Raw genomic sequence first — 21,188 nt, forward strand, 5'->3', positions numbered from 1 at the left:
TGCGCAAATACAATGAGGTTGGCCGTAAATCTTGCCCGCTGTCCTTGAAAGAATGCGGGTTCCGCTTTAACTTTGGCGTACCGTCCGGGCAGCTTGAAATGCTGCGGCAATGGTGTGGTGTTTGGGGTTAATCTGCGTCAGCCCCTAAGCAAAAGATTTTTCATTTAAGTATCCTCAATTATTTGTTAGCTTCATCTATAGTCTGTGTTTTGGGTATTTCCAGTTTTTCAGCATATCCTCGTTCAACACAATTAGGCGTAGCAAAACCATAGCAGTTATGCGCGGTGGTTTCCTGTTCGGAAAGGACATAAATCCAGTTTCCTATACGGCTTTTTCCACCACTGAACGAGGACATTGACGGATTATTGCCGATAATTCCCTAAGTTGCCACCGGGTCGTTTGCGTTGATTTCATAAATGATATGTCTGGGTGTTGCGGTGTTGCCTTGCAACTGTTCGGCCAACTATGGCGCAAATATATTCAAATGCCGATATTATTACAGTAGATCCGCGTTGGAATGCTTTAGGCGTATCCGGCATCACGCCGGCCGATATTTACAACTATCTGGAACATACCATCCCGAAAGATCAAATCAAAGTTTATCATTCCAAGTAATAAAGTTCCATTCAGGCGGATTGGTCGTATCCCCGATCGGCAAAACTTTACATCTGACGGTATAGAAACGTCTGCCGATTTTACCTGCTGTGTAACCGTGATTAATCAGGGAGAGACGGTTTTTTTACAATTTGACAATAATAGTCGATTCTGAATATGTCAGTGTCGCGCAATACCATAACAGGAATCTACTCGACACGTCCGAAATAGAAATAAACCATATCTGCGGCAACGGCGGCCACCACAACATGTGACAATAAAAGTCTGAATGTAGAGGTTTTCATAGTGCCTCCTTCGACAGGTCAAATAGAGAGAAATCAAATGAAAGCCGTGTAACTCAACACCCGGATCGAAATCGAACACAGGATAAAAGGTTTTGGCGAATCCGGTGCCACTGTTTACAGCCGGAAGCAGTTTTGCAAAGTTTGGGCAAAGCCTTTGTTGGATTGATAAAAACTGGAAATTGTATTCTTTTGTTTGACTATGAAATTCAATAACCGCCAAAACTTAAATTTTTCATTTTTGTTTCTTAGCTGATTTCATATCAAGGTATCAGTCATGGTTTTTGTTTTTTCAGACTGTCTGAAAATAGTAAGCATAAAAAAAGAACCGCATTGCGGTTCTTTTTTCTACAATTAACTGACTTGTAATTTCAAACGCTGACCCGGTGTTACTGTACGGGTATTTTTATTCCAACGGCGGATGTCATTGACATTGATGTTGAATCGGTTGGCGATGGTATTCAAGGTATCGCCTTTACGAACGGTATAAGAAACGTTTTGAACTGTAGCAGATTTTGCTTTCGGCTTCGCCACAGCGATACGCAACAATTGACCTTTACGGATATTGCTGCCTTTGATATTGTTGGCGGTAATCAAATCAGCTACGCTTAAATTATAGCGTTGCGAAATATTGTATAAAGTATCGCCTTCGGCAACACGGTGCATCCCGCCGGCTACGTTTTGTGGAGAATCAGTTATTTGCGCACGCGCCAAGCGGGAGGCAACACGTTGTTGCTGTTTCGTTCGGTTTTCAGCCAATCGTGCCGCACGGACTTTAGCTGCATTTTCTTGCTCGGGCAGTTTGGCAACCGTTTCTTGAACCGTTTCTGCAGCTTGAAGGCGCGAAGCCGAATCTTGTACCAGTGCCATCAAATAATCGGTATCTTGACTAGGCTGCTCGGTTTGAGGGAGTTGTGTCGGCAACGGGAAAGGTTCGGCCGATACCACTTTAGCCGCAGCCGGTTCGGGCGTGGTTTCGACGGTAATTTCAACCGCTTCGTCTGCTCCGGTATCCGCCACATCGGATACCAAACCTGCCGCTAAGCTTATTGGTGTGGGCGGCTGCGGTTTCTCTTCAGCAATTATTGTTTCTGCTTGTACTGCTGCGGCAATCATGTCAATCGGAACAGGTTTGGCAGGCGCCAATTGTGGTTCAATTACGGTGACAACTGCCTCGGCAGGCGGTGCTTTTGCAGCAGCAGCAACGTTTTCAGCCTGTGTGCGGCTCACAAAATCAATCGGTTGACTGGATTTCGCAGTCGGTACGACGATATCAGCAGTCAGGCTATCGGCAGTTTTGGTATTACTGGCCAATTGAATCGGCGCCATTTCAGGCATATTCGAACGATAAGTATCCGGTGTGTTATCGATATCGATGAAGTTAATCGAGGCATTATTGCTGCCGTTTAAGCTGTTTTTAGCAACCAAAATACTGCGGCCGGCAGACAATGAATTACCGCTGATGCCGTTCAGTCGTTTGATTTCGGCTACGCTCATACCGGTTTCGGCAGCAATAGAGCTGAGCCGGGTGTTGCTGAATGAGGTATAAACGTCCCAAGACAACAAGGTTTCCGGTTTGGCATTGCGGTAATTTTTTTCAAAGGTTGCCGCAGCGGTTGCTGGTAACAATAATTTGCGGTTGGCCTTAGGGATAAATACTGGTGCGTTAAAAGCCGGATTCAATGCTAAAAATTCGCTTTCACCGATATTGGCCAAGCGAGTAATGGCACTGTGGTCAATCGGTTGATCGATATCCACTGCTTTGAAATAAGGCTGGTTGCTGATTTCGCTGACATTCATGCCATAAGCCTGCGGGTTGGCAATGATATTGCGAACTGCCAATAATTTCGGCACATAATTGCGGGTTTCGTTCGGCATGCTCAGGTTTTCGTAAGTCGGTTCCAAACCTTGTACGCGCGCACGGTTAATAGCCCGACCGACATTGCCTTCGCCCCAGTTGTAGGCAGCCAAAGCCAAAGACCAATCACCAAACAGGCCGTGGAGATATTCCAAGTAGTTCAACGCGGCATTGGTAGCAGCATAAACATCATGGCGGCCATCATATAAAGCGGTTTTTTCCAAGCCGTAATGACGGCCGGTCGCGGGCATAAACTGCCACAAACCTGAAGCACCGACATGCGATTTAGCTTTGGTCACATAGGCGCTTTCGATGAAAGGAAGCAGAGCGATTTCGGCAGGCATATTGCGCTTTTTGACTTCGGTAGCAATGTGATACATATAAGGTTTGCTGCGGTTGATTGTACGGTCGAAATAAGCGCGACCTGCAGAAAACTTGCTTTCGTGACGGCGAACCAATTCGCTATTGACCTCGTTCATGCGGAAGTCTTTACGCAGAGAAGCCCATAAGCTGCCGGAGCCAAAGGTTTGTGATTTGGCTTGGTCAAGTAATGCGGAATTCAAACGCATCATTGCCATACCCACCTGGTTAGGGGTAGCATGACTGGCCGCTTGTGCGTAAGTGGCGCCGGAAACGGCAGAAATGCCGGAAATGGTAAGTGCAATCGTTTTCAGTTTTGCCATAGTCAAAAATAATAGTAAGATAGAATAAATTTAGTCACTTGGATACTACTGTTTGACGTTGTGGGCGTCAAGCCGATAAGCCGGGTATTTACGGACAGTGTGGCCTTAATGCCGACTTTTCGGCAAAAAGTCATGACGCTGCGTTTGGAAAGCAGGGGTTGTGGTATAACTTGAAACCAAGTCCATTACGAGGCCGTCTGAAAGTTAGGAGCGCAGATGAACACATGGTTTGAACAAACCTTAATCGGACAATATGTTGCGCAAAAAGAGCAGCAGTTTTTCCAAAGGTATGTGCAAATTTCCGCAGGAGAAAAAGCAGTACAAATCGGGCAAAGTTGGTTGAGGCCGTCTGAACATCTTATTTATGTTCCTGATGATGTGCGCATGAATGCAAGTGAAATGGCTTGGGAAAACCAATCTTTAGATATGCTGTTGCTGCCACACAGCCACGAATACAGCGATTCGCCGTTGTTGGCTTTGGCCGAATCAGCCAGGGTATTGAAACATGGCGGTAAACTGGTTGTGACCGGATTTAATCTCAATTCTCTTTGGTATGGCAGTAAATGGTTTAGCGGTAAGTTGTTGCCTTATAGGAAAAATTGCTTTACCTTGCACCGATTCAGGCAGTGTATTCAAGATTTTGGGTTTGAAATCGAATACGGACAATTTATGGTTTATGTACCGCCGTTGGAAAATGCGCCGGCTTTGAAATTTTGGCATTTTTTGGAGAAAGCAGGTGATCGTTGGTGGCCGCAATGCGCGGCAGTATATGGCTTGGTATTGGTCAAACGTGTTGCAGGTGTCACGCCTTTGCCTGATTTTGAAGCTGAATTGGCAGAGCAACCGGTTGCTTTAACCGTTGGCCGCGTGGAAAGCGAATAAGGTATTTTGCAGAGTTTTACTATTTTCAGACGGCATGCTGCTTTAAAACAAAGGCGGTTAGCTTTATTGTCTCTCTTTTTTTTAATTATCCTCATTAAATATGCCTGAATTACCTGAAGTAGAAACCACCTTACGCGGTATCAGTCCGCACATCGCCATGAAAACCGTATCGGCGGTTGAAGTGCGTCAACCCAAATTGCGCTGGCCGATTCATTCCGAATTGCCGCAAATTTTGCCCGGACAAACGGTGCTTGACTGCCAACGGCGCGCAAAATACTTAATAATTCAATTCAATACCGGTATTTTGCTGATTCATTTGGGTATGTCGGGCAGCCTGCGGATTTTTACGGCAGGTGGTGAACGCATTGATACGCACGATAGACACGATCATGTTGACATTTGTTTTTCAGACGGCACCTTGCTGCGTTATCGAGATCCGCGTAAATTCGGGGCATTTTTATGGTATGAAGGCATTGCCGAACATCATCCCTTATTGGAGAAACTGGGACCTGAACCGTTGTCTGATGGGTTTGATGCCAAATATTTATATAAAAAGTTAAAGCCGCTCAAGCGCGCGGTGAAACTGGCGCTGATGGATAATGCTGTTGTGGTTGGGGTGGGCAATATTTATGCCAATGAAAGCCTGTTTAAAGCAGGGATTCTGCCTCAGCGTCCGGCCTGTAAGGTGACCAAAAAAGAATGTGCTTTATTGGCTGAAACCATCAAAGTGGTTTTGCAGCGGGCAATTGATACCGGCGGCAGCACCTTGCGCGATTTCGTCAATAGCGACGGTAAAAGCGGTTATTTTCAGCAGGAATATGCTGTTTACGGCAGACACAACGCTCCTTGTTTGCAATGCGGCCAATTGATTCAAAAACAGACCTTGGGTCAGCGTGGTACCTTTTATTGTGCGTATTGCCAAAAATAAGGCCGTCTGAAAAAATGGAAATTAAGAAAAAAATGTCCTCTCCTAAAGCTTCATTTACCACCCGTATCCGCCGATTGGCACGTTTGACAGTGTGGCTCTACCAAACCGGTAAAAATCTGAATAACATTGACGGCAACAATCCGCAACAGCGTAATCAGGCCGTGATCTGCCTTGGCCGGGGCGCGTTAGAGGCACTGGACGTCGAACTCGAAATCGGTACACCGCCGGAGCAACAAGCAGTTAACGGCACGTTGGTTGTTGCCAACCATATATCTTGGCTGGATATTTTTGCCATGAGTGCCGTGTATCCGAGCAGCTTTATTGCCAAACAAGAAATCAGCAAATGGCCGGTATTGGGCAAAATAGGAAAAAATGCCGGCACGGTTTTCATCAACCGCAACTCGCGCCGCGACATCGAACCGATCAACCAAGCCATCGGCTTTGCATTGCGTTCGGGGCAAAACGTGAGCTTCTTTCCAGAAGCGGGCACGTCTTCAGGCAAGGAAGTGTTGCCTTTCAAAGCGGCATTGTTCCAATCGGCCATTGATGCCGATGCCCCGATTCAGGTGATAGCCTTGCGTTATTACGACAGCCTGGGGCGCCGCAGTATTGAGCCTTCTTATGCCAATGTAAATTTAGTGTCATCGTTGTGGCGTATCATTTCAATGAAAAAAATCCGCATCCGTTTAGACTTTTTGCCTTTATACAGGCCGTCTGAATATCCCGGCAGTGACCGTTATGTGCTGAAAGATATTGCCGAAAACTATGTGCGCCAACAAATCGAATCGGATAAAAATAGTTTTGAATAAGCCTTGAAAATTTTCAGACAGCCTATATATTTATTTTTAGAAGCAGTTATATAGTTTATAGTTTAAAACTATTAATATTATTTGAACTACAAATTATACAAATGAAAATCGGCGGGTTAGAATACACGCATTGATTTTCAACCCTTATAAACCTAATCTAAAAAGGAGCTAAAAAATGGCTTTGCAAGATCGTACCGGTCAAAAAGTACCTAGCGTCGTATTCCACACTCGCGTTGGTGATACTTGGAAAGATGTCTCTACCGATGAATTGTTTGCCGGTAAAAAAGTAGTGGTATTCTCATTGCCTGGTGCATTTACCCCCACTTGCTCTTCCTCCCACTTGCCGCGTTACAACGAATTGGCTAAAGCATTCAAAGAAAACGGCGTGGATGCAGTCTGCTGCGTATCTGTAAACGACACTTTCGTGATGAATGCCTGGGCTGCTGAGGAAGAGTCTGACAACATCGTGATGATTCCTGACGGTAACTGCGAATTTACCGAAGGCATGGGCATGTTGGTAAACAAAGACGACTTGGGCTTCGGTAAACGTTCATGGCGTTACTCTATGTTGGTTAACGACGGCGTAGTCGAAAAAATGTTTATCGAACCTGAAGAGCCAGGTGATCCATTCAAAGTATCTGACGCTGATACTATGTTGAACTACATCGCGCCAAACTGGAAATCCCAAGAATCTATCGCCATCTTCACTAAACCAGGCTGCCAATTCTGCACTAAAGCTAAAAAAGCTCTGGAAGAAAAAGGTCTGTCTTACGAAGAAATCGTTTTGGGTAAAGACGCTACTGTGACTTCTGTACGCGCTATTACCGGTAAGATGACTGCCCCTCAAGTATTCATCGGCGGTAAATACATCGGCGGCAGTGAGGAGCTGGATACTTATTTGGCGGCTGTTTAATCATTAACGATTAACCGTTGTTAAAGATAAAAAGCAGCCTTCATGCTGCTTTCCTGGATAATGTTGGAGTTATTCAGGTAATACCGGACTTTCGGGCGGCATTACCTGAGTAACTCTATATTTACAATGAAATCCGATTATTATTAAATTTAATCGGCATTTCTAAAAAAACCAATAGACCGTCTGAAAAATATGTCGGGCGGCAACCATAAAGGAATCGACAATGAAAAAAATTCAAGCAGATGTGGTAGTAATTGGCGGCGGCACCGCAGGTATGAATGCATTTCGTAATGCCCGTTTGCACACAGATAACGTTTATCTGATTGAAAACCACGTATTTGGTACAACTTGCGCCCGTGTCGGCTGCATGCCTTCCAAATTAATGATTGCCGCTGCCGAAGCCCGTCATCATGCATTGCATACCGATCCTTTCGGTATTCACTTGGATAAAGGCAGCGTGACCGTTAACGGTGAAGAAGTGATGGCCCGCGTCAAGTCTGAGCGTGACCGTTTTGTCGGTTTCGTCGTAAGCGATGTAGAAGAATGGCCTGCCGATAAACGCATTATGGGCACAGCAAAATTCATCGATGCCAATACCGTGCAAATTGACGACCATACCGAAATTACTGCCAAAACCATCGTGATTGCCACCGGTTCACGTCCGGTTATCTTGCCGCAATGGAAAGAATTAGGTGACAAAGTCATCATCAATGACGACGTATTCTCATGGGATACTCTGCCGAAAAGCGTGGCTGTATTCGGTCCAGGCGTGATTGGTTTGGAATTGGGCCAGGCCTTGCACCGCTTGGGCGTGAAAGTTGAAGTATTCGGTATCGGTGGTGCGTTGGGCGGTATTTCCGATCCAGTAGTGCTGGCAGAAGCTAAAGCCATATTCGGTGAAGAAATGACGCTGCATTTGGATGCTAAAACCGAAGCTAAATTGGATGCCAACGGTAATGTGGTCGTGAAATGGGAACAAGATGGCGAAAACGGCGAATTTACCGCCGAATATTTACTGGCCGCCGTTGGCCGCCATCCGAACGTGGGCAACATCGGCTTGGAAAACTTAGACATTGAAATGGACGACCGAGGCGTTCCGACTGCCGATCCACGGACCATGCAAACCAGCATTCCGCATATCTTCATTGCCGGTGATGCGTCTAACCAATTACCGTTGCTGCACGAAGCCTCTGACCAAGGTAAAATCGCCGGTGACAATGCAGGCCGTTATCCGAGTCTGGAACGAGGTTTGCGCCGCAGCACCATTAGTGTCGTGTTTACTTCGCCGCAAATTGCTTTAATCGGCTTGAAATACGCACAAATTTCTTCCCAATACCCAGAAGACCAATTTGTAACCGGTGAAGTATCCTTCAAAAATCAAGGCCGTAGCCGCGTGATGTTGGTTAACAAAGGCCATATGCGCATTTATGCCGAACAAGGCACCGGTTTATTCTTAGGCGCGGAAATGTTCGGCCCTGCTGCCGAACATTTGGCGCATCTTTTGGCTTGGGCGCATCAAATGAAGATGACCATTCCGCAAATATTGGATATGCCGTTCTATCATCCGGTCATTGAAGAAGGTTTGCGTACCGCCTTGCGTGATGTAAATGCCAAATTAAAATTGGCTTAAAACAGCGCTTTTCATTTAAAGGTTTAATCTAAAGGTTGTCTGAACAGTATTCAAACAGCTTTTAGATTTGCAGAGAAATACCATTTAAAAAATTTGTGGTTTTCTGAAAATATCATGTAGAATCATTTAAACAAGCTTTACCAATCAAACCTCAAGGAGGATATTTTGCAAAAATTTCTACTGTTGTTGGCGGCTACTGCGATGATTTTACCCTTATCTGCACAAGCGGCAGATACCAAACCGGTTGAAAAAGCAATCGCTTTCCAACCTGCCAAAGTCAAAGGTGTATGGATTGACGTACGCACACCGCAAGAATTTGCCCAAAGCCATCTGCAAAACGCGGTCAATATTCCTGCGAATGAAATTACCGCTAAAATCAAAAAAATCAGCCCTGATAAAAACGCACCTGTTAACCTGTATTGCCGCAGCGGCCGTCGTGCAGAAATAGTATTGGAAACCTTGAAAAAAGAAGGTTACACAAATGTCACCAATCATGGCGGCTATGAAGATTTACTGAAAAAAGGTTTGAATTAATCATCAAGGCAGTTTGAAACCATACCTGCTTTCAGACAGCCTTAAAGTTAGATATAAAAAAGGAATTTCAATGTCAGTATTTAAAACTTTTGCAATTGCATTATTTACAACCACGGTAATTGCTGCTTGTGCCACACCAGCAGACAAACATCCCCAAGCCACGCGTCAAGGAAAGCGCATGAATCTGACCCATTCAATTGAAAGCCGATACTCTTTTGACGATACGGTCAGCCGTCTGCAAAGCGCTTCAAAAGAGAAAGGCATGAAAGTATTTGCCGTTATCGACCACCAAGCCGCCGCAAAAGAAAACGGCTTGAATATGCAACCGGCCAAAGTAATTGTGTTCGGCATGCCCAAAGCAGGCACGCCTTTGATGGTAAAAGATCCTGAATTCGCCTTGCAACTGCCGCTGCGAGTGCTGGTCACTGAAACCAATGGACATGTGAAAGTCGTTTTCAATGATACCCGTGCCTTAATCAAAGGCAGCAAAATTAACTATACAGAAGTGGAAAATACTTTGGCCAATGCAGAAAAACTGATTCGTAAAGTCGTCACAGAGTAATTCATTATTAATGTAATCAAAGCATCCTATATCAATATCATTAGGCCGTCTGAAAACGTTTCCAACGGCCTAATGCTTATTTTACAGCCCTATATAAAATAGGGGCTAACTCTAAATCCCACACTATTTCTACAAAATTTTCAGCTGCTCTTTTGGTGTAGTGAAGCTAAAGCGAGACCTGCATTTTTTCAAGGATAATGGAAAAGATTTTCTATTGATCCCGTGATATTTTCTCAGAACGCGCTTTGCCTGATTCCAAAAGCTTTCAATACCGTTGGTATGATTTTTTTCTGTCTGCGAAAAGTTGCGAATAATTGATGCGGTCGTGGGTACATTCACTCATATCATGGCTCTTGTGGCAGTCCGTATAAACAATCAGGCATTATTTTCCTTTTAATAGCAGGTAACAAAGTCTTTTGTTTGGTGTCTTCTATAACAGCAGTATAAACCCTTCCATGTCGTTTTAAGATACCACAAACACAGCCACTTTGTCTGCGGCTCTGAGATCACGTTTGCTTTTGCTCCGCACGCCGGAATAACGCTTATCCAACCCGACAGAACTGCTGAAAATTTCATCGGCTTGAAGTTCTAAATGGCAGACTTGGCGGATTTTGCGTTAAAACAGCATAGTTGAATTGGCTTGGATGCCTGAAATACCGGAGGTGGAACGGGCAGTTCGTCCCAATACAAGAACTGAAGCCGTTTCTTTGGGATACGCTTTTTTAATTTGCAACAGCTTATCTTCATTTTTGCAGCCCATCATGACTGCCAATCTACGCCAGCTCCTAAAAATAAATGGTGTGATTTGAGTATAATCATCACGGACAACAGTACTCTATTTAATCCTGAGCATTGCGGCACACATCAATCGTTTCCTGCAAACTGCCCACGCCGGATATTTCCAAATCCGGGAACTCTTTCGCATTGCGCGGCATATTCGCTTTCGGCACGATGGCACGTTTGAAGCCGAGCTTTTCCGCTTCTTTGAGCCGTTCTTGTCCGCGTGCCACGGGCCGCACTTCGCCACTCAAACCGATTTCGCCAAATGCCACCATTTTTTCCGGTAACGGATGGTTACGGAAGCTGGAAAGCATGGCGAGAACCACCGCCAAATCGGCTGCCGGTTCGCCGATTTTTACACCGCCGACGGCGTTGAGAAACACGTCTTGGTCGAAACAGGGAATGCCGCCGTGGCGGTTTAACACAGCCAGCAGCATGGATAAACGGTTTTGTTCAAGGCCGACGGTCAGACGTTTAGGTGTGAAACCGTGGGCATCATCAACCAAAGCTTGAATTTCTACCAGTAACGGACGGGAACCTTCCTGTGTCACCAAGACACACGAACCCGGCACGTCATCGCGGTAACTGGCAAGAAAAATTGCCGAAGGGTTTGATACGCCTTTCAATCCGGTTTCGGTCATGGCGAATACCCCCAATTCATTGGCCGCGCCAAAGCGGTTTTTAATCGCACGTATCATGCGGTAATTGGAATGTTGGTCGCCTTCAAAATACAGCACTGTATCGACCATATGCTCCAACACGCGGGGCCCTGCAATCGCCCCGTCTTTGGTGACGTGGCCGACCAAAATCATGGCAATACCCATTTGCTTGGCCATGCGTGTGAGTTGCGCTGCACATTCGCGCACCTGCGATACCGAGCCGGGCGCAGAAGTAACTTGGTCGGAATACATTGTTTGAATCGAATCAATCACCACCACTTCCGGTTCATATTGCTTTAAGGCCGTCTGAATCGCTTCCATGCGGATTTCAGCTAAAAGGTTTACGCCGTCGGTCGGCAAATCCAAACGCTGCGCGCGCAGGGCGACCTGTTGCGCCGATTCCTCACCGGATATATACAACACTTTTCGTGTTTGCGCCATTCTGGTGATGGTTTGCAACAGTAGGGTGGATTTGCCGATACCTGGATCACCGCCCAGCAAAATTACTGCGCCATCCACTAATCCACCACCCAATACGCGGTCGAGTTCGCCCATGCCGGTCGGATTGCGCGGCACTTCGGTTGCGGTCACGGCAGACAAAGACTGTACGCTCGACTTATCTGCCGCCCATGATTGGAAGCGCGCGTTTTTCGGCTCCGGCGCGGCCAGACTTTCCTGTAAAGTGTTCCACTCGCTACAATGTGGGCATTTGCCCTGCCATTTGGGCGATGTGCCGCCACATTCGGTGCATTGGTAAACAGTTTTCGGTGTTTTGGCCATGAAGTGTTCCGTGAATAAAGTCAGAATCCGGTTATTATACTGGAAAGGCTTTCCAGCCATGCGATGCCGTCTGAAACTTTTCAGACGGCCTGATTTATCGGCAAATAAACAAGCTATAAAACAGAGTGTTGTATTTTTCAAGTCAGTACGAGCACATAAAAATACAAAAAGCATATTCAGATGGCTTTTGATGAAGCTTTAACCGCACAAGAGGTTGTTTTTCAAACTGAAACCCGCAAAATTATTGATAACGATTGTCGCCTGATGAAGATTATGATATATATATTAGTAAATAAACTCTAAACTCTAAAACGCATCATCTTACAAGAGGTTGTATGGCACCTGCAGAATCTACATTGCAGCCGGTAAACATGGATACGGCTGCTTTTTTGCGACATATCGAAGAGACATTTGCGCGCGTGTTCGGCGACGGATTGTGCTTAATGCAATATTTGCCGGAAGAAAAATGGTTGGAATTGAAAAATGCCGGTTTGCTGCTGCCGTTTTTAGATGAAAAACACGGCGGCCGTCAAAGCAATCAGTTTGAAATTCAGGAAGTATTGCGCTTAGCCGGCCATTACGGCGTGCCGGTAACCTTGCGCACCGGCATTGAAGGTGCGCTTGTGCTGCAGCCTTTACAGGAATTCGGCAGCGAACCGCAAATCAAACTCGGATTGGACTTGATTTTTAAAGGCGAAGGCGGCGGCTTGGGTGTGACCGAACCGGAAACGTCCGGTGCGGCGATTGCGCGTGAAATGCAGTCGTTTTATGAATACGTCGATGATGAAACGATTTACGTCAAAGCGGCAAAATATTGGCAGGGCAACTCGCAAAGTGATTTTCTGCTGGTTGCGGCCAAAGAACGTAAAAACGGCAAATTGTCTAAGGTCATCAATTTATTGCTGGTGCCAAAAGAATACATCCGCTGCGAAGTATTGAAATCGGAAGGTCTGCGTGCGGTGCGCTATGCGATTAACCGTATTGACGGTAATATTCCGGCTGACTTGGTTATGAAATTATCCGACAGCGATGCGGCCAGCCTGCGTGCTTTCCAAAATATCTTCATCCGCAGCCGTCTGCAATTGGTCGGCATGACGCACGGTATTATGGAATACATTGTTGCAAACATGAAAAAATACGTACGCAACGACATTAAATTCGTTGAATTCGAATGTCGTGAGATCGAGCGCCGTTATGAAGTGTCGCAAGTATTATATGATTTTACCTGCAACCGTGTTTTACCCGACCGGCCGGTCGGCCATCAGGTAATGGAAGCCAACATCATCAAAACGTTAGCCACAGAGTATACTTACGATGCCGCACAAAAGCTGCAAAAATTACTCGGTGCGAAAGGTTTTGAAAGCGGCCATGTCGCCAGCAACATTGCCATCGACTTCCGCCCGTTCACAATTTTTGAAGGGCCGAACGACATGTTGTATGCCGAAATCTACGATGCATTCAATCGTGCTACGGCCGAGGAAAAAGAAGCAGGCGTGAAACCAGATAAAAACCAAACCCTGCTGCAACGCTTTAACAGCGACAAACGCATGAACACGGTAAAACTGGCGAAACGCACCCTGCCGCAAGACATTGCCGATTTCTTGGATGCCTACAAAATCGCCGATGCCTGTGCCTTAAAAAAAGTATTCGTCGGCAAAGTAGTGGCGAAATTATTTGTGTTCGTGCAAACTGCATCCGATACCGCTGCTGAGTTTTTGCTGAAAAATATCCGCAAAGACATTTTGGATTGCGAATATTGCTGATGGTGATAAAAAGCTGTCTGAAACAGAAAAGTGTTCGGGTTCGGGCCGCCTTTTTTATATTTGGTGTATTTTGTGCTGTGTTAAAAGATGAGTATAAAAATCATGTTATGATGGTCGAATTTTAAACCTGAAGTGAAAGTCATTCCATGAGTGAAGAAAACAAAATCAAAGTCAACGATCTACCGAATCAAGAAGCCGAAGCCAAAAAAGAAGTGGAATTGCCGGGCTCGGACAACGAACAAAAACATGGCGGCCACAGAGAAGGCGGTTGCTGCGACGTGTGTGGCGGTTGATTGGAAATATTCGAGGGCGTCCGAATACGTTTTTGGACGCCCTTTTCGTTCTTTAACGCTTAAAGCAGCCGAATATTGTATTAGGTAAGAATAATTTATCCTTTTGTCGGAATGTGATACAGTAATTCTGTCGATAGCAAAAAGCCGAGCCGCCTGAGTGTGGCGGTTGAGGAAAGAGATATGTTTTGGTATATTGTCGGTTTTTTAGCGGCCGTGGCAGGATTGCTGTCGCTTTGGGTCAATGCCAGCGCATTCGGCATGGAAGACGACGATACACCGTCTTCCGAATATGAAAAAAGATTGGGTTTGGGCGCGACGTTAAAAGACAAAGATACTGTGGCACGCGAACGGGCTGCTGCCAGATTTCGTCCCGACGACTGACATCAAGGCCGTCTGAAAGTTTTCAATCAAATGATGCTTTCAGACGGTCTTTTCAAAAGAAAAGGCCGTACAATAACCGTTCTCACCATTCAAAGGAAAAACGATGTTTAAACTTTACTATATACAGGGTGCGTGCCCGTTGGTGCCGCACGTGGCTTTGGAATGGGCAAAGGCTGATTTTGAAGCGGTTCGGGTGGCGCACGACGAATTGAAAACGCCGGAATTTTTGGTCTTAAATCCATTAGGTTCCGTACCAGTTTTGCAAGACGGCGATTGGACGCTGACACAAAACACGGCGATTTTGGATTTTATCAATACGCAATATCCCGAAGCCAAACTGTTTGGACGCGGCGATGTGCGCCAACAAGCCAAAGCGCGCCAATGGCTGGCGTTTGCCAATGCCGATTTGCATTCGACCTTTGCTTATGTGTTTCACCCCAACCGCTTTATTGAAGGTGAGGGCGAAGGTGCGCAAATCCGTGCAAGGGCGATTTTGAAAGTAGGCGAATATTTTGGTTTGGTCAACAAGGCTTTGCAAAATCAGGATTACCTGGCGGGTGAATTGACGATTGCTGACGTGTATGTGTATGTTGTTTTACGCTGGGCGAAAGCATTCGGTATTGATTTGAACCACTTGGATAAGCTGGAAAGTTTTTATCAGCGGATCGAAGTCGATGAAGGCGTGCAAAAGGCATTGAAAACTCAAGGCATAGGGTAATCTTGTTTGAAATCTGAGAAGATAATTAGAGTCGTCCGAATGTGTCTCATCACATTCGGACGGCCTTGATGGCAGGATGCGGCAGCATGAAAAAATGTGTGGTCCTAACCGGCGCAGGGATTAGCGCCGACAGCGGCTTATTAACCTTCCGCGATGCGGGCGGTTTGTGGGAAGGCCATAAAGTGACAGATGTATGCACGCCGGAAGCCTCGGCACACAATCCGAAGTTGGTTATCGATTTTTACAACCGCCGCCGCCGCCAAGCCAATGCGGCCGAACCGAATGCGGCGCACAAAGCCCTGCAGGATTTGGCCGGACATTACCGCGTGCAAATCATCACGCAAAACGTGGACAATCTGCATGAAAGGGCCGGCAGCAAAAATGTGTTGCATTTACACGGTGAACTGAATAAATTGCGCAGCGTTGATAAGCCCGAGGAAATCATTGATTTTACGGGCGAACAAACGTCGGCAACATTGAGCAGCAGCGGTGGCGCGATGCGGCCGCATATTGTGTTTTTCGGCGAAAAAGTACCGATGTTTGATGCGGCGGCAGAAGAAATGCGCGATGCTGATGTAGTCATGATTATTGGCACGTCGATGCAGGTGTATCCGGCGGCTTCTTTGGTGCATTACGCCCCGCCGTATGCCGATTTTTATCTGGTTGACCCGAATCCGCAAAGCGTAGCGGCAAATATCGAAGTGATTTCAAAACGGGCGGCAGAAGGCGTACCGGGCTTGGTAGAATATTTAATTGCCAAGGCGGAAAGTTAATTTTTACGTTATCCAACGGTTCAGGCCGTCTGAAACCTTCAGACGGCCTGAACCGTTATGCCCGATGATTCCGGATCAATCGCGGCCATTGTGCCATATCGTCAAACGCCAATACCACTGCGTCGGCTTCGTGTAAGCTTCCTCGCGGTGTTCATTGCGCGAAGCCTGCCTTTAACCACCATGAAATCTTACAGCGCACAGTCTATGGCTGTGGCAGCGGCCAAAAATAAATCCGGTACCGGTTTGCCTGCTTTGACTTAAATTGAGCTGAACATTTCATCTTTAAAAAGCGGTAGCAGGCCGGTGGCACTGAAGGGTGTTTATTTTGGCAAAATCGCCGTTGGAGGCTGCATAATAGGTAATGTCGAGCGAATCAGGCGCGGATTTGATATTCTTTACCGCCGTGACATCTTATTTTATACGGTATTGGCGCGCTTGGTAAATTTTTGCCACATGCTTTCAGACGGTCTTTCGCCCATCATGTCTATGTTCTTGCCTATCGATTTGCCGACGGACAAACGCCAGACTTCCCGATGGCCCATATACAGGCCTTGTTCGGCCGATATGGATCAATACTCCGCAGATAATGCGTTCGCTGCCGGCCAAGTACACCGTCGCATATCGCTAATTTGAATGCAGACATTAAAAAATCCTTTGCAGTGGGTTTTCAAAAAGGTTACACTTTCCACGCCGTCTGAAATCATAGCGCAAATGTGTTTGCATAGATACGCTTACTGTTCAGACAGTCTTTGTCCGCCGCTGCCGTCATTGCGCCGACAGTCGAGCCATCAGCGTCATTGGGCCGCTGCAAATATCGAAAGAACACAACATGACACTCTCTCCTGTAGCCTTGCGCCGTCAAACCGAGCGCAAGCCGCATCCGACTGCGCGTTATTGGAAAAAATGCGATGTGGAAGCCTTGTTCGCCCTGCCGTTTTTAGACTTGGTTTATCAGGCTGCCGAAACCCACCGCCAGCAATTCAATCCGCGTGAAATCCAGCTCTCTACCTTGCTTTCCATCAAAACCGGCGGCTGCCCTGAAGATTGCGCGTATTGTCCGCAATCGGCACACCACAACACCAATCTGGGCAAAGAGCAGATGATGGATGTCGATGAAATCGTTGCTAAAGCCAAAATCGCGCAAGCGCGTGGTGCTAGCCGTTTCTGTATGGGCGCGGCATGGCGTGGGCCGAAACCGAAAGACGTGGAAACCGTATCCGAAATCATTAAAGCCGTGAAAGCCTTAGGCTTGGAAACCTGTGGCACTTTCGGCATGCTCGAAGACGGTATGGCCGAAGATTTGAAAGAGGCCGGGCTGGATTATTACAACCACAATCTTGATACCGACCCTGACCGCTACAACGACATCATCCACACGCGCCAATACGAAGACCGCATGGATACTTTGGGAAAAGTGCGTCATGCCGGTTTAAAAGTCTGCTGCGGCGGCATTGTGGGCATGAATGAAACCCGCGCCGAACGTGCCGGATTGATTGCCAGCTTAGCCAACCTCGACCCGCAACCTGAAAGTGTGCCGATTAACCAGTTGGTCAAAGTCGAAGGTACGCCTTTGGCCGAAGCGGAAGATCTGGATTGGACGGAATTCGTGCGCACCATCGCTGTAGCGCGGATTACCATGCCTAAAAGCTTCGTGCGCCTGAGTGCAGGGCGTACCGGTATGCCGGAATCGACCCAAGCCATGTGTTTCCTGGCCGGGGCCAATTCGATTTTCTATGGTGACAAGCTGCTTACCACCGACAATCCGCAAGAAGACGGCGATCGCCTGCTGATGGATAAATTAGACTTGGTACCTTTAAACCATCAACCGCAGGCAGATCATCCGCCATCAGCCATCAAAGTGGATTACTGATAGATTGAAGCCGTCTGGACACTGTGCTTTCAGACGCCTGATTTTTGATATGGGTAAAGTCGCCGTGTTTACATGATATCTAGAAAGTTTGCATATATTTGATTGACACAGTCCCAAGCTGTTTTTATATTATCAGGAATATCTTTCATTTCCCGCCTCTGCGTCAGGAAGTGATACAACCAACTGAAAAGGAGTGTAGCATGGCAGCATTTGAATTACGCAAGAGCGACGATGGTCATTTTAGCTTCAGCTTGCTGGGCGATGATAATAAGACCCTACTCAAAAGCGAGCAGTACAACAGCAAAGCTTCAGCGCAAAACGGCATTGAATCGATACGAAAAAATTCTACCGAAGCTTCAGGGTATGAATCAAAAAAAAGCAACAACGGGAAATTTTACTTCAACCTGAAAGCCGCCAACGGCCAAATTATCGGCACCAGTCCGCTTTGGGCTGATGAGGCAGGGCGTGATGCGGCGATTGTCAAAGTGAAAGCAGAAGCTGCCTCAGCAAGCGTGCTGGAAGGCTGATAAAATAATATTAGTGATTGAAAAAGGCTGTCTGAACTTATTGTTTCAGACGGCCTTGATTTTATTGATACTTACAAGACAGCCAAAGCCGCATTGTAATCCGGTTCTTCACCGATTTCAGAAACCAATTGGCTGTGTAGAACCCGGTTATTTTCGTCCAACACTACCACTGCACGTGCATTCAAACCTTTGAGCGGCGATGACAAAAGCTCGGTGCCGTAGTCTTGTTTGAAATTTTTGCAGCGGAAGGTTGAAAGCGACGTCACGTTTTCAATGCCTTCGGCACCGCAGAAACGCGCTAAAGCAAACGGCAAATCGGCAGAAATGCATAATACCGCCGTGTTTTCCAAGCCGGTGGCGCGCTCATTGAATTCGCGTACTGATTTCGAGCAAATGCCGGTATCGATGCTTGGGAAAATATTCAGCACTTTTCGCTTGTTGGCAAAATCCGACAGACTTTTTTCGGATAAATCGGTGGCAACCAATGTAAATGCAGGGGCGGTTTGGCTGACTTGGGGCAGCGTGCCGCCTACTTCTACCGGTTCGCCTTTGAAAGTTACTTGAGCCATGGTGATTCCTTTCTGGATAAGTTAAGCCCTACGGTTAAACGGTCTCATCGATGTGACGATACCATGCTTTTTTTTCCGCGTCACTGATAAACGAGGCTTTGAACGAATTTTTGCACAGTATGCGGATGTCGTCATTACTCAAATCCAAAGCCTCGGCCAATTCGATAAAATTTTGGTTTACATAGCCGCCGAAGTAGGCGGGGTCATCCGAATTCACTGTCACCAACACACCGCGTTGCAGCATGTGTCGCAGATTGTGCCGGCTTAAATCATTGACGACTTTGAGCTTCAGATTGCTCAAAGGACAAACTGTCAGCGGTATTTGCAATTCAACCAAACGATGCATCAGCGCATCATCTTCTGCCGAACGTACGCCGTGATCGATACGTGTGACTTTGAGCAAATCCAATGCTTCATATACATATTGCGGCGGCCCTTCTTCGCCGGCATGCGCCACCGCCAAAAAACCATGTTCACGTGCTTTGGCAAACACACGCTTGAATTTAGCGGGTGGATGGCCGACTTCACTGGAGTCCAAACCGACGGCGGTGATTTTGTCGCGAAACGGCAAGGCCTGTGCCAGCGTTTCAAATGCCGATTCTTCTGACAAATGGCGCAGGAAACACATTATCAGGCAGCTGGAAATACCCCATTTTTCCTGCGCCTCACGGCAGGCCCGTTCAATGCCGTTTAACACTGTTTCAAAAGCTACGCCGCGTGCGGTATGCGTTTGTGGATCGAAGAAAATTTCGGTATGGGTAACATTATCTTCACGACAGCGCAGCAAATACGCGCGGGTCAAATCGTAAAAATCGCGCTCATACAGCAAGACTGCCGCACCGGCATAATAAATATCCAAGAAGGATTGCAGATTGTGGAAATCATAAGCGGCGCGTACTTCATCTACATTGGCGTAAGGAATTTTTACGCCGTTGCGTCGGGCGATTTCAAACATCAATTCCGGTTCGAACGTACCTTCTATGTGGATGTGTAATTCGGCTTTGGGCAGGGCTGCGATTAATTCGTTTCTTGTCATGGTTGCTTTCGTTTTCAGACAATTTAATGGAAAAGGCATCATAAAATCCGTTACTTGTCGGCTGATTGTCGTCTTTTCAACCAAGCCGGTCAATGTTTGCGAGTGTAAGATTCTGTATAGGGCAGATGAATACGGGCAAACGGCTTCGTTTTGTCTGTTTAAACCGATTTTCATGCCAATGGCTTGTACTTATAGATAATCCAGATTGCTACTTTAGAACGGGGGTGCAACTTTCAGACGACCTTTTTATGCCTTCGGGCTTGTCTAATCGGGTAAATCAACCTAGACTTCCGCATGAGCCTGTTTTTAGGAAAATAGCATGTCTAAAACCAAACAAGATATTTTTGAACACAACCGCCGATGGGCCGAGCAGCAATTGCGTAACGACCCGCATTTTTTCGACAAGCTTTCCATCAACCAAACGCCGGAATATCTCTACATCGGCTGTTCCGACAGCCGTGTCACCGCAGAAGACATGATGGGCATGCAGCCGGGCGAAGTGTTTGTGCATCGCAATATCGCCAATATGGTGAATGCCATCGATATTAATGTAGCATCCGTTATCAATTATGCGGTTTATCATTTAAACGTAAAACACATTGTTGTCTGCGGCCACTACGAATGCGGCGGGGTGAAATCAGCTATGCAAGCCAAAGATTACGGCATGCTCAATCCTTGGTTGCGCTGTATCCGCGATGTGTACCGCCTGCACCGCGAAGAATTGGATGCCATTGAAGACGGGCAAGTACGTTACGACCGTTTGGTGGAATTAAACGTACAGGAACAATGCATCAACGTCATCAAAAGCGCCGGTGTGCAAAAGCGTTATTTAGAGGAAAGATTTCCGGTGGTACACGGTTGGGTATTTGATATCCGTACAGGCCGTCTGAAAGATTTGAATATTGATTTCGACAACATTTTAAAAGAGATTCAGAAAATCTATGATTTGACCGACAGTGATTGGAGTGTACCGCAGCCGTAATCAGAAGGCACGCCTATGCGCAGGATAAAATTACCATTAACTCGCTAGGCCGGAAATACGAATCGGTCAGAGGCCGTTCAAAATCCTGTGTCAGTTTGAATTCTACAACCGGATAATGCCGTCCGGCCGTCAAAACAAACCGCCAACTGCGGGAGCGTCTGCCCTCGGTTTGCAATCGGCATCGTCCATTTTTCCCCGAAGCCTTACCGATACCGCCATATAAAAGCTTCAGCAGGCCGGTTTCATTGGGGAATGCGCCTTGGGTTTTGGCCAGCTTCCGAAACTGGCGGTGTACCGCCTCTGCCGCATTGGTCGTATAAATCGGTTTGCGTACGGCTCCGGGGCAGCGGAAACAGGCAGAC

At 46.7% G+C, this 21,188-nt stretch carries 21 protein-coding genes and 3 pseudogenes; 17 read left to right on the top strand and 7 right to left on the bottom strand.

Annotation, left to right across the window (positions count from 1 at the left end; genetic code table 11):
* Positions 1–131, top strand: a pseudogene (locus C7N83_RS07165) (IS1595 family transposase); the annotation flags it as partial.
* Positions 132–465: 334 nt separating this feature from the next.
* Positions 466–615, top strand: a complete 150-nt coding sequence (locus tag C7N83_RS14735) for a hypothetical protein (protein WP_170064844.1) — start codon at positions 466–468, stop codon at positions 613–615.
* A gap of 635 nt (positions 616–1,250) precedes the next feature.
* Here C7N83_RS14735 and C7N83_RS07170 read toward each other — a convergent pair.
* Positions 1,251–3,437 carry a LysM peptidoglycan-binding domain-containing protein gene (locus C7N83_RS07170; RefSeq protein WP_106741650.1) on the bottom strand — a complete coding sequence of 729 codons (2,187 nt, stop codon included), beginning with the start codon at positions 3,435–3,437 and terminating at the stop codon, positions 1,251–1,253.
* 216 nt (positions 3,438–3,653) lie between these two features.
* Between C7N83_RS07170 and C7N83_RS07175 the strand changes: the two genes are divergently transcribed.
* The 7 genes from C7N83_RS07175 (at position 3,654) to C7N83_RS07205 (ending at position 9,695) form a co-directional block, all read left to right on the top strand.
* A complete protein-coding gene (locus tag C7N83_RS07175; RefSeq protein ID WP_106741651.1) occupies positions 3,654–4,319 on the top strand; it encodes a class I SAM-dependent methyltransferase in 666 nt (221 codons plus the stop codon).
* Between the two features lie 100 nt (positions 4,320–4,419).
* On the top strand, positions 4,420–5,247 hold the full coding sequence (gene mutM / locus C7N83_RS07180) for a bifunctional DNA-formamidopyrimidine glycosylase/DNA-(apurinic or apyrimidinic site) lyase (RefSeq protein ID WP_106741653.1): 828 nt from the start codon (positions 4,420–4,422) through the stop codon (positions 5,245–5,247).
* A gap of 32 nt (positions 5,248–5,279) precedes the next feature.
* Complete coding sequence (locus tag C7N83_RS07185) at positions 5,280–6,056, top strand: 1-acylglycerol-3-phosphate O-acyltransferase (RefSeq protein WP_106741672.1); 777 nt, start codon at positions 5,280–5,282, stop codon at positions 6,054–6,056.
* A 175-nt stretch (positions 6,057–6,231) separates the two neighbouring features.
* Entirely contained in the window at positions 6,232–6,969 is a 738-nt protein-coding gene (locus C7N83_RS07190; RefSeq protein WP_106741655.1) for a glutathione peroxidase, read from the top strand.
* Between the two features lie 223 nt (positions 6,970–7,192).
* Complete coding sequence (locus C7N83_RS07195) at positions 7,193–8,599, top strand: dihydrolipoyl dehydrogenase (RefSeq protein WP_106741656.1); 1,407 nt, start codon at positions 7,193–7,195, stop codon at positions 8,597–8,599.
* A gap of 201 nt (positions 8,600–8,800) precedes the next feature.
* Positions 8,801–9,133 carry a rhodanese-like domain-containing protein gene (locus C7N83_RS07200; protein ID WP_106741674.1) on the top strand — a complete coding sequence of 111 codons (333 nt, stop codon included), beginning with the start codon at positions 8,801–8,803 and terminating at the stop codon, positions 9,131–9,133.
* 70 nt (positions 9,134–9,203) lie between these two features.
* A complete protein-coding gene (locus C7N83_RS07205; protein WP_106741658.1) occupies positions 9,204–9,695 on the top strand; it encodes a DUF302 domain-containing protein in 492 nt (163 codons plus the stop codon).
* Between the two features lie 129 nt (positions 9,696–9,824).
* Here C7N83_RS07205 and C7N83_RS07210 read toward each other — a convergent pair.
* Both C7N83_RS07210 and radA read right to left on the bottom strand, forming a co-directional pair.
* A pseudogene (locus tag C7N83_RS07210) lies at positions 9,825–10,442 on the bottom strand (IS1595 family transposase).
* A 92-nt stretch (positions 10,443–10,534) separates the two neighbouring features.
* Positions 10,535–11,914, bottom strand: coding sequence for a DNA repair protein RadA (gene radA, locus C7N83_RS07215; RefSeq protein ID WP_106741660.1), 1,380 nt, complete (start codon positions 11,912–11,914; stop codon positions 10,535–10,537).
* A 335-nt stretch (positions 11,915–12,249) separates the two neighbouring features.
* Between radA and C7N83_RS07220 the strand changes: the two genes are divergently transcribed.
* The 5 genes from C7N83_RS07220 (at position 12,250) to C7N83_RS07235 (ending at position 15,842) form a co-directional block, all read left to right on the top strand.
* Positions 12,250–13,677, top strand: coding sequence for an acyl-CoA dehydrogenase family protein (locus C7N83_RS07220; RefSeq protein ID WP_211296606.1), 1,428 nt, complete (start codon positions 12,250–12,252; stop codon positions 13,675–13,677).
* 146 nt (positions 13,678–13,823) lie between these two features.
* Entirely contained in the window at positions 13,824–13,970 is a 147-nt protein-coding gene (locus C7N83_RS14740) for a hypothetical protein (protein WP_170064846.1), read from the top strand.
* Between the two features lie 180 nt (positions 13,971–14,150).
* Positions 14,151–14,351 (top strand): hypothetical protein, encoded by a 201-nt coding sequence (locus C7N83_RS07225; protein ID WP_106741661.1) that lies wholly within the window; start codon positions 14,151–14,153, stop codon positions 14,349–14,351.
* Between the two features lie 103 nt (positions 14,352–14,454).
* Positions 14,455–15,069 carry a glutathione S-transferase family protein gene (locus tag C7N83_RS07230; RefSeq protein ID WP_106741663.1) on the top strand — a complete coding sequence of 205 codons (615 nt, stop codon included), beginning with the start codon at positions 14,455–14,457 and terminating at the stop codon, positions 15,067–15,069.
* Between the two features lie 86 nt (positions 15,070–15,155).
* A complete protein-coding gene (locus C7N83_RS07235; RefSeq protein WP_106741677.1) occupies positions 15,156–15,842 on the top strand; it encodes a Sir2 family NAD-dependent protein deacetylase in 687 nt (228 codons plus the stop codon).
* 416 nt (positions 15,843–16,258) lie between these two features.
* On the opposite strand, the gene C7N83_RS16605 is transcribed toward C7N83_RS07235, so the two are convergent.
* The gene (locus C7N83_RS16605) at positions 16,259–16,384 is read right to left on the bottom strand and encodes a hypothetical protein (RefSeq protein WP_281256749.1); all 126 of its coding nucleotides are present in this window, start codon (positions 16,382–16,384) and stop codon (positions 16,259–16,261) included.
* Between the two features lie 287 nt (positions 16,385–16,671).
* Between C7N83_RS16605 and bioB the strand changes: the two genes are divergently transcribed.
* Both bioB and C7N83_RS07250 read left to right on the top strand, forming a co-directional pair.
* On the top strand, positions 16,672–17,712 hold the full coding sequence (gene bioB / locus C7N83_RS07245; protein WP_106741666.1) for a biotin synthase BioB: 1,041 nt from the start codon (positions 16,672–16,674) through the stop codon (positions 17,710–17,712).
* Positions 17,713–17,912: 200 nt separating this feature from the next.
* A complete protein-coding gene (locus C7N83_RS07250) occupies positions 17,913–18,239 on the top strand; it encodes a YegP family protein (protein WP_106741667.1) in 327 nt (108 codons plus the stop codon).
* 71 nt (positions 18,240–18,310) lie between these two features.
* Here C7N83_RS07250 and tpx read toward each other — a convergent pair whose 3' ends face one another.
* Together tpx and C7N83_RS07260 are read right to left on the bottom strand one after the other, a co-directional pair.
* Entirely contained in the window at positions 18,311–18,808 is a 498-nt protein-coding gene (gene tpx / locus C7N83_RS07255) for a thiol peroxidase (RefSeq protein ID WP_106741669.1), read from the bottom strand.
* A gap of 34 nt (positions 18,809–18,842) precedes the next feature.
* Positions 18,843–19,844: an adenosine deaminase gene (locus C7N83_RS07260; RefSeq protein WP_106741679.1), complete on the bottom strand. Its 1,002-nt coding sequence runs from the start codon at positions 19,842–19,844 to the stop codon at positions 18,843–18,845.
* 319 nt (positions 19,845–20,163) lie between these two features.
* On the opposite strand from C7N83_RS07260, the gene C7N83_RS07265 reads away from it, so the two are divergent.
* Complete coding sequence (locus tag C7N83_RS07265) at positions 20,164–20,826, top strand: carbonic anhydrase (protein ID WP_106741671.1); 663 nt, start codon at positions 20,164–20,166, stop codon at positions 20,824–20,826.
* Positions 20,827–20,903: 77 nt separating this feature from the next.
* On the opposite strand, the pseudogene C7N83_RS07270 reads toward C7N83_RS07265, so the two are convergent.
* Positions 20,904–21,188: pseudogene (locus C7N83_RS07270) on the bottom strand (transposase); the annotation flags it as partial.

The sequence above is a fragment of the Neisseria iguanae genome (genome assembly GCF_003013245.1).
Classification (GTDB): Bacteria; Pseudomonadota; Gammaproteobacteria; order Burkholderiales; family Neisseriaceae; genus Neisseria; species Neisseria iguanae.

Bases quoted from the DNA above. Each gene is read 5' to 3' on its own strand.
- C7N83_RS07170 (WP_106741650.1), bottom strand. From the start codon at position 3,437: ATGGCAAAACTGAAAACGATTGCACTTACCATTTCCGGCATTTCTGCC.
- C7N83_RS14735 (WP_170064844.1), top strand. From the start codon at position 466: ATGGCGCAAATATATTCAAATGCCGATATTATTACAGTAGATCCGCGT.
- C7N83_RS07220 (WP_211296606.1), top strand. From the start codon at position 12,250: ATGGCACCTGCAGAATCTACATTGCAGCCGGTAAACATGGATACGGCT.
- tpx (WP_106741669.1), bottom strand. From the start codon at position 18,808: ATGGCTCAAGTAACTTTCAAAGGCGAACCGGTAGAAGTAGGCGGCACG.
- radA (WP_106741660.1), bottom strand. From the start codon at position 11,914: ATGGCCAAAACACCGAAAACTGTTTACCAATGCACCGAATGTGGCGGC.
- C7N83_RS07225 (WP_106741661.1), top strand. From the start codon at position 14,151: ATGTTTTGGTATATTGTCGGTTTTTTAGCGGCCGTGGCAGGATTGCTG.
- C7N83_RS07230 (WP_106741663.1), top strand. From the start codon at position 14,455: ATGTTTAAACTTTACTATATACAGGGTGCGTGCCCGTTGGTGCCGCAC.
- C7N83_RS07235 (WP_106741677.1), top strand. From the start codon at position 15,156: ATGAAAAAATGTGTGGTCCTAACCGGCGCAGGGATTAGCGCCGACAGC.
- C7N83_RS07260 (WP_106741679.1), bottom strand. From the start codon at position 19,844: ATGACAAGAAACGAATTAATCGCAGCCCTGCCCAAAGCCGAATTACAC.
- C7N83_RS07250 (WP_106741667.1), top strand. From the start codon at position 17,913: ATGGCAGCATTTGAATTACGCAAGAGCGACGATGGTCATTTTAGCTTC.
- C7N83_RS07195 (WP_106741656.1), top strand. From the start codon at position 7,193: ATGAAAAAAATTCAAGCAGATGTGGTAGTAATTGGCGGCGGCACCGCA.
- C7N83_RS16605 (WP_281256749.1), bottom strand. From the start codon at position 16,384: ATGGGCCATCGGGAAGTCTGGCGTTTGTCCGTCGGCAAATCGATAGGC.
- C7N83_RS07265 (WP_106741671.1), top strand. From the start codon at position 20,164: ATGTCTAAAACCAAACAAGATATTTTTGAACACAACCGCCGATGGGCC.
- C7N83_RS14740 (WP_170064846.1), top strand. From the start codon at position 13,824: ATGAGTGAAGAAAACAAAATCAAAGTCAACGATCTACCGAATCAAGAA.
- C7N83_RS07185 (WP_106741672.1), top strand. From the start codon at position 5,280: ATGTCCTCTCCTAAAGCTTCATTTACCACCCGTATCCGCCGATTGGCA.
- bioB (WP_106741666.1), top strand. From the start codon at position 16,672: ATGACACTCTCTCCTGTAGCCTTGCGCCGTCAAACCGAGCGCAAGCCG.
- C7N83_RS07205 (WP_106741658.1), top strand. From the start codon at position 9,204: ATGTCAGTATTTAAAACTTTTGCAATTGCATTATTTACAACCACGGTA.
- C7N83_RS07200 (WP_106741674.1), top strand. From the start codon at position 8,801: ATGATTTTACCCTTATCTGCACAAGCGGCAGATACCAAACCGGTTGAA.
- mutM (WP_106741653.1), top strand. From the start codon at position 4,420: ATGCCTGAATTACCTGAAGTAGAAACCACCTTACGCGGTATCAGTCCG.
- C7N83_RS07175 (WP_106741651.1), top strand. From the start codon at position 3,654: ATGAACACATGGTTTGAACAAACCTTAATCGGACAATATGTTGCGCAA.
- C7N83_RS07190 (WP_106741655.1), top strand. From the start codon at position 6,232: ATGGCTTTGCAAGATCGTACCGGTCAAAAAGTACCTAGCGTCGTATTC.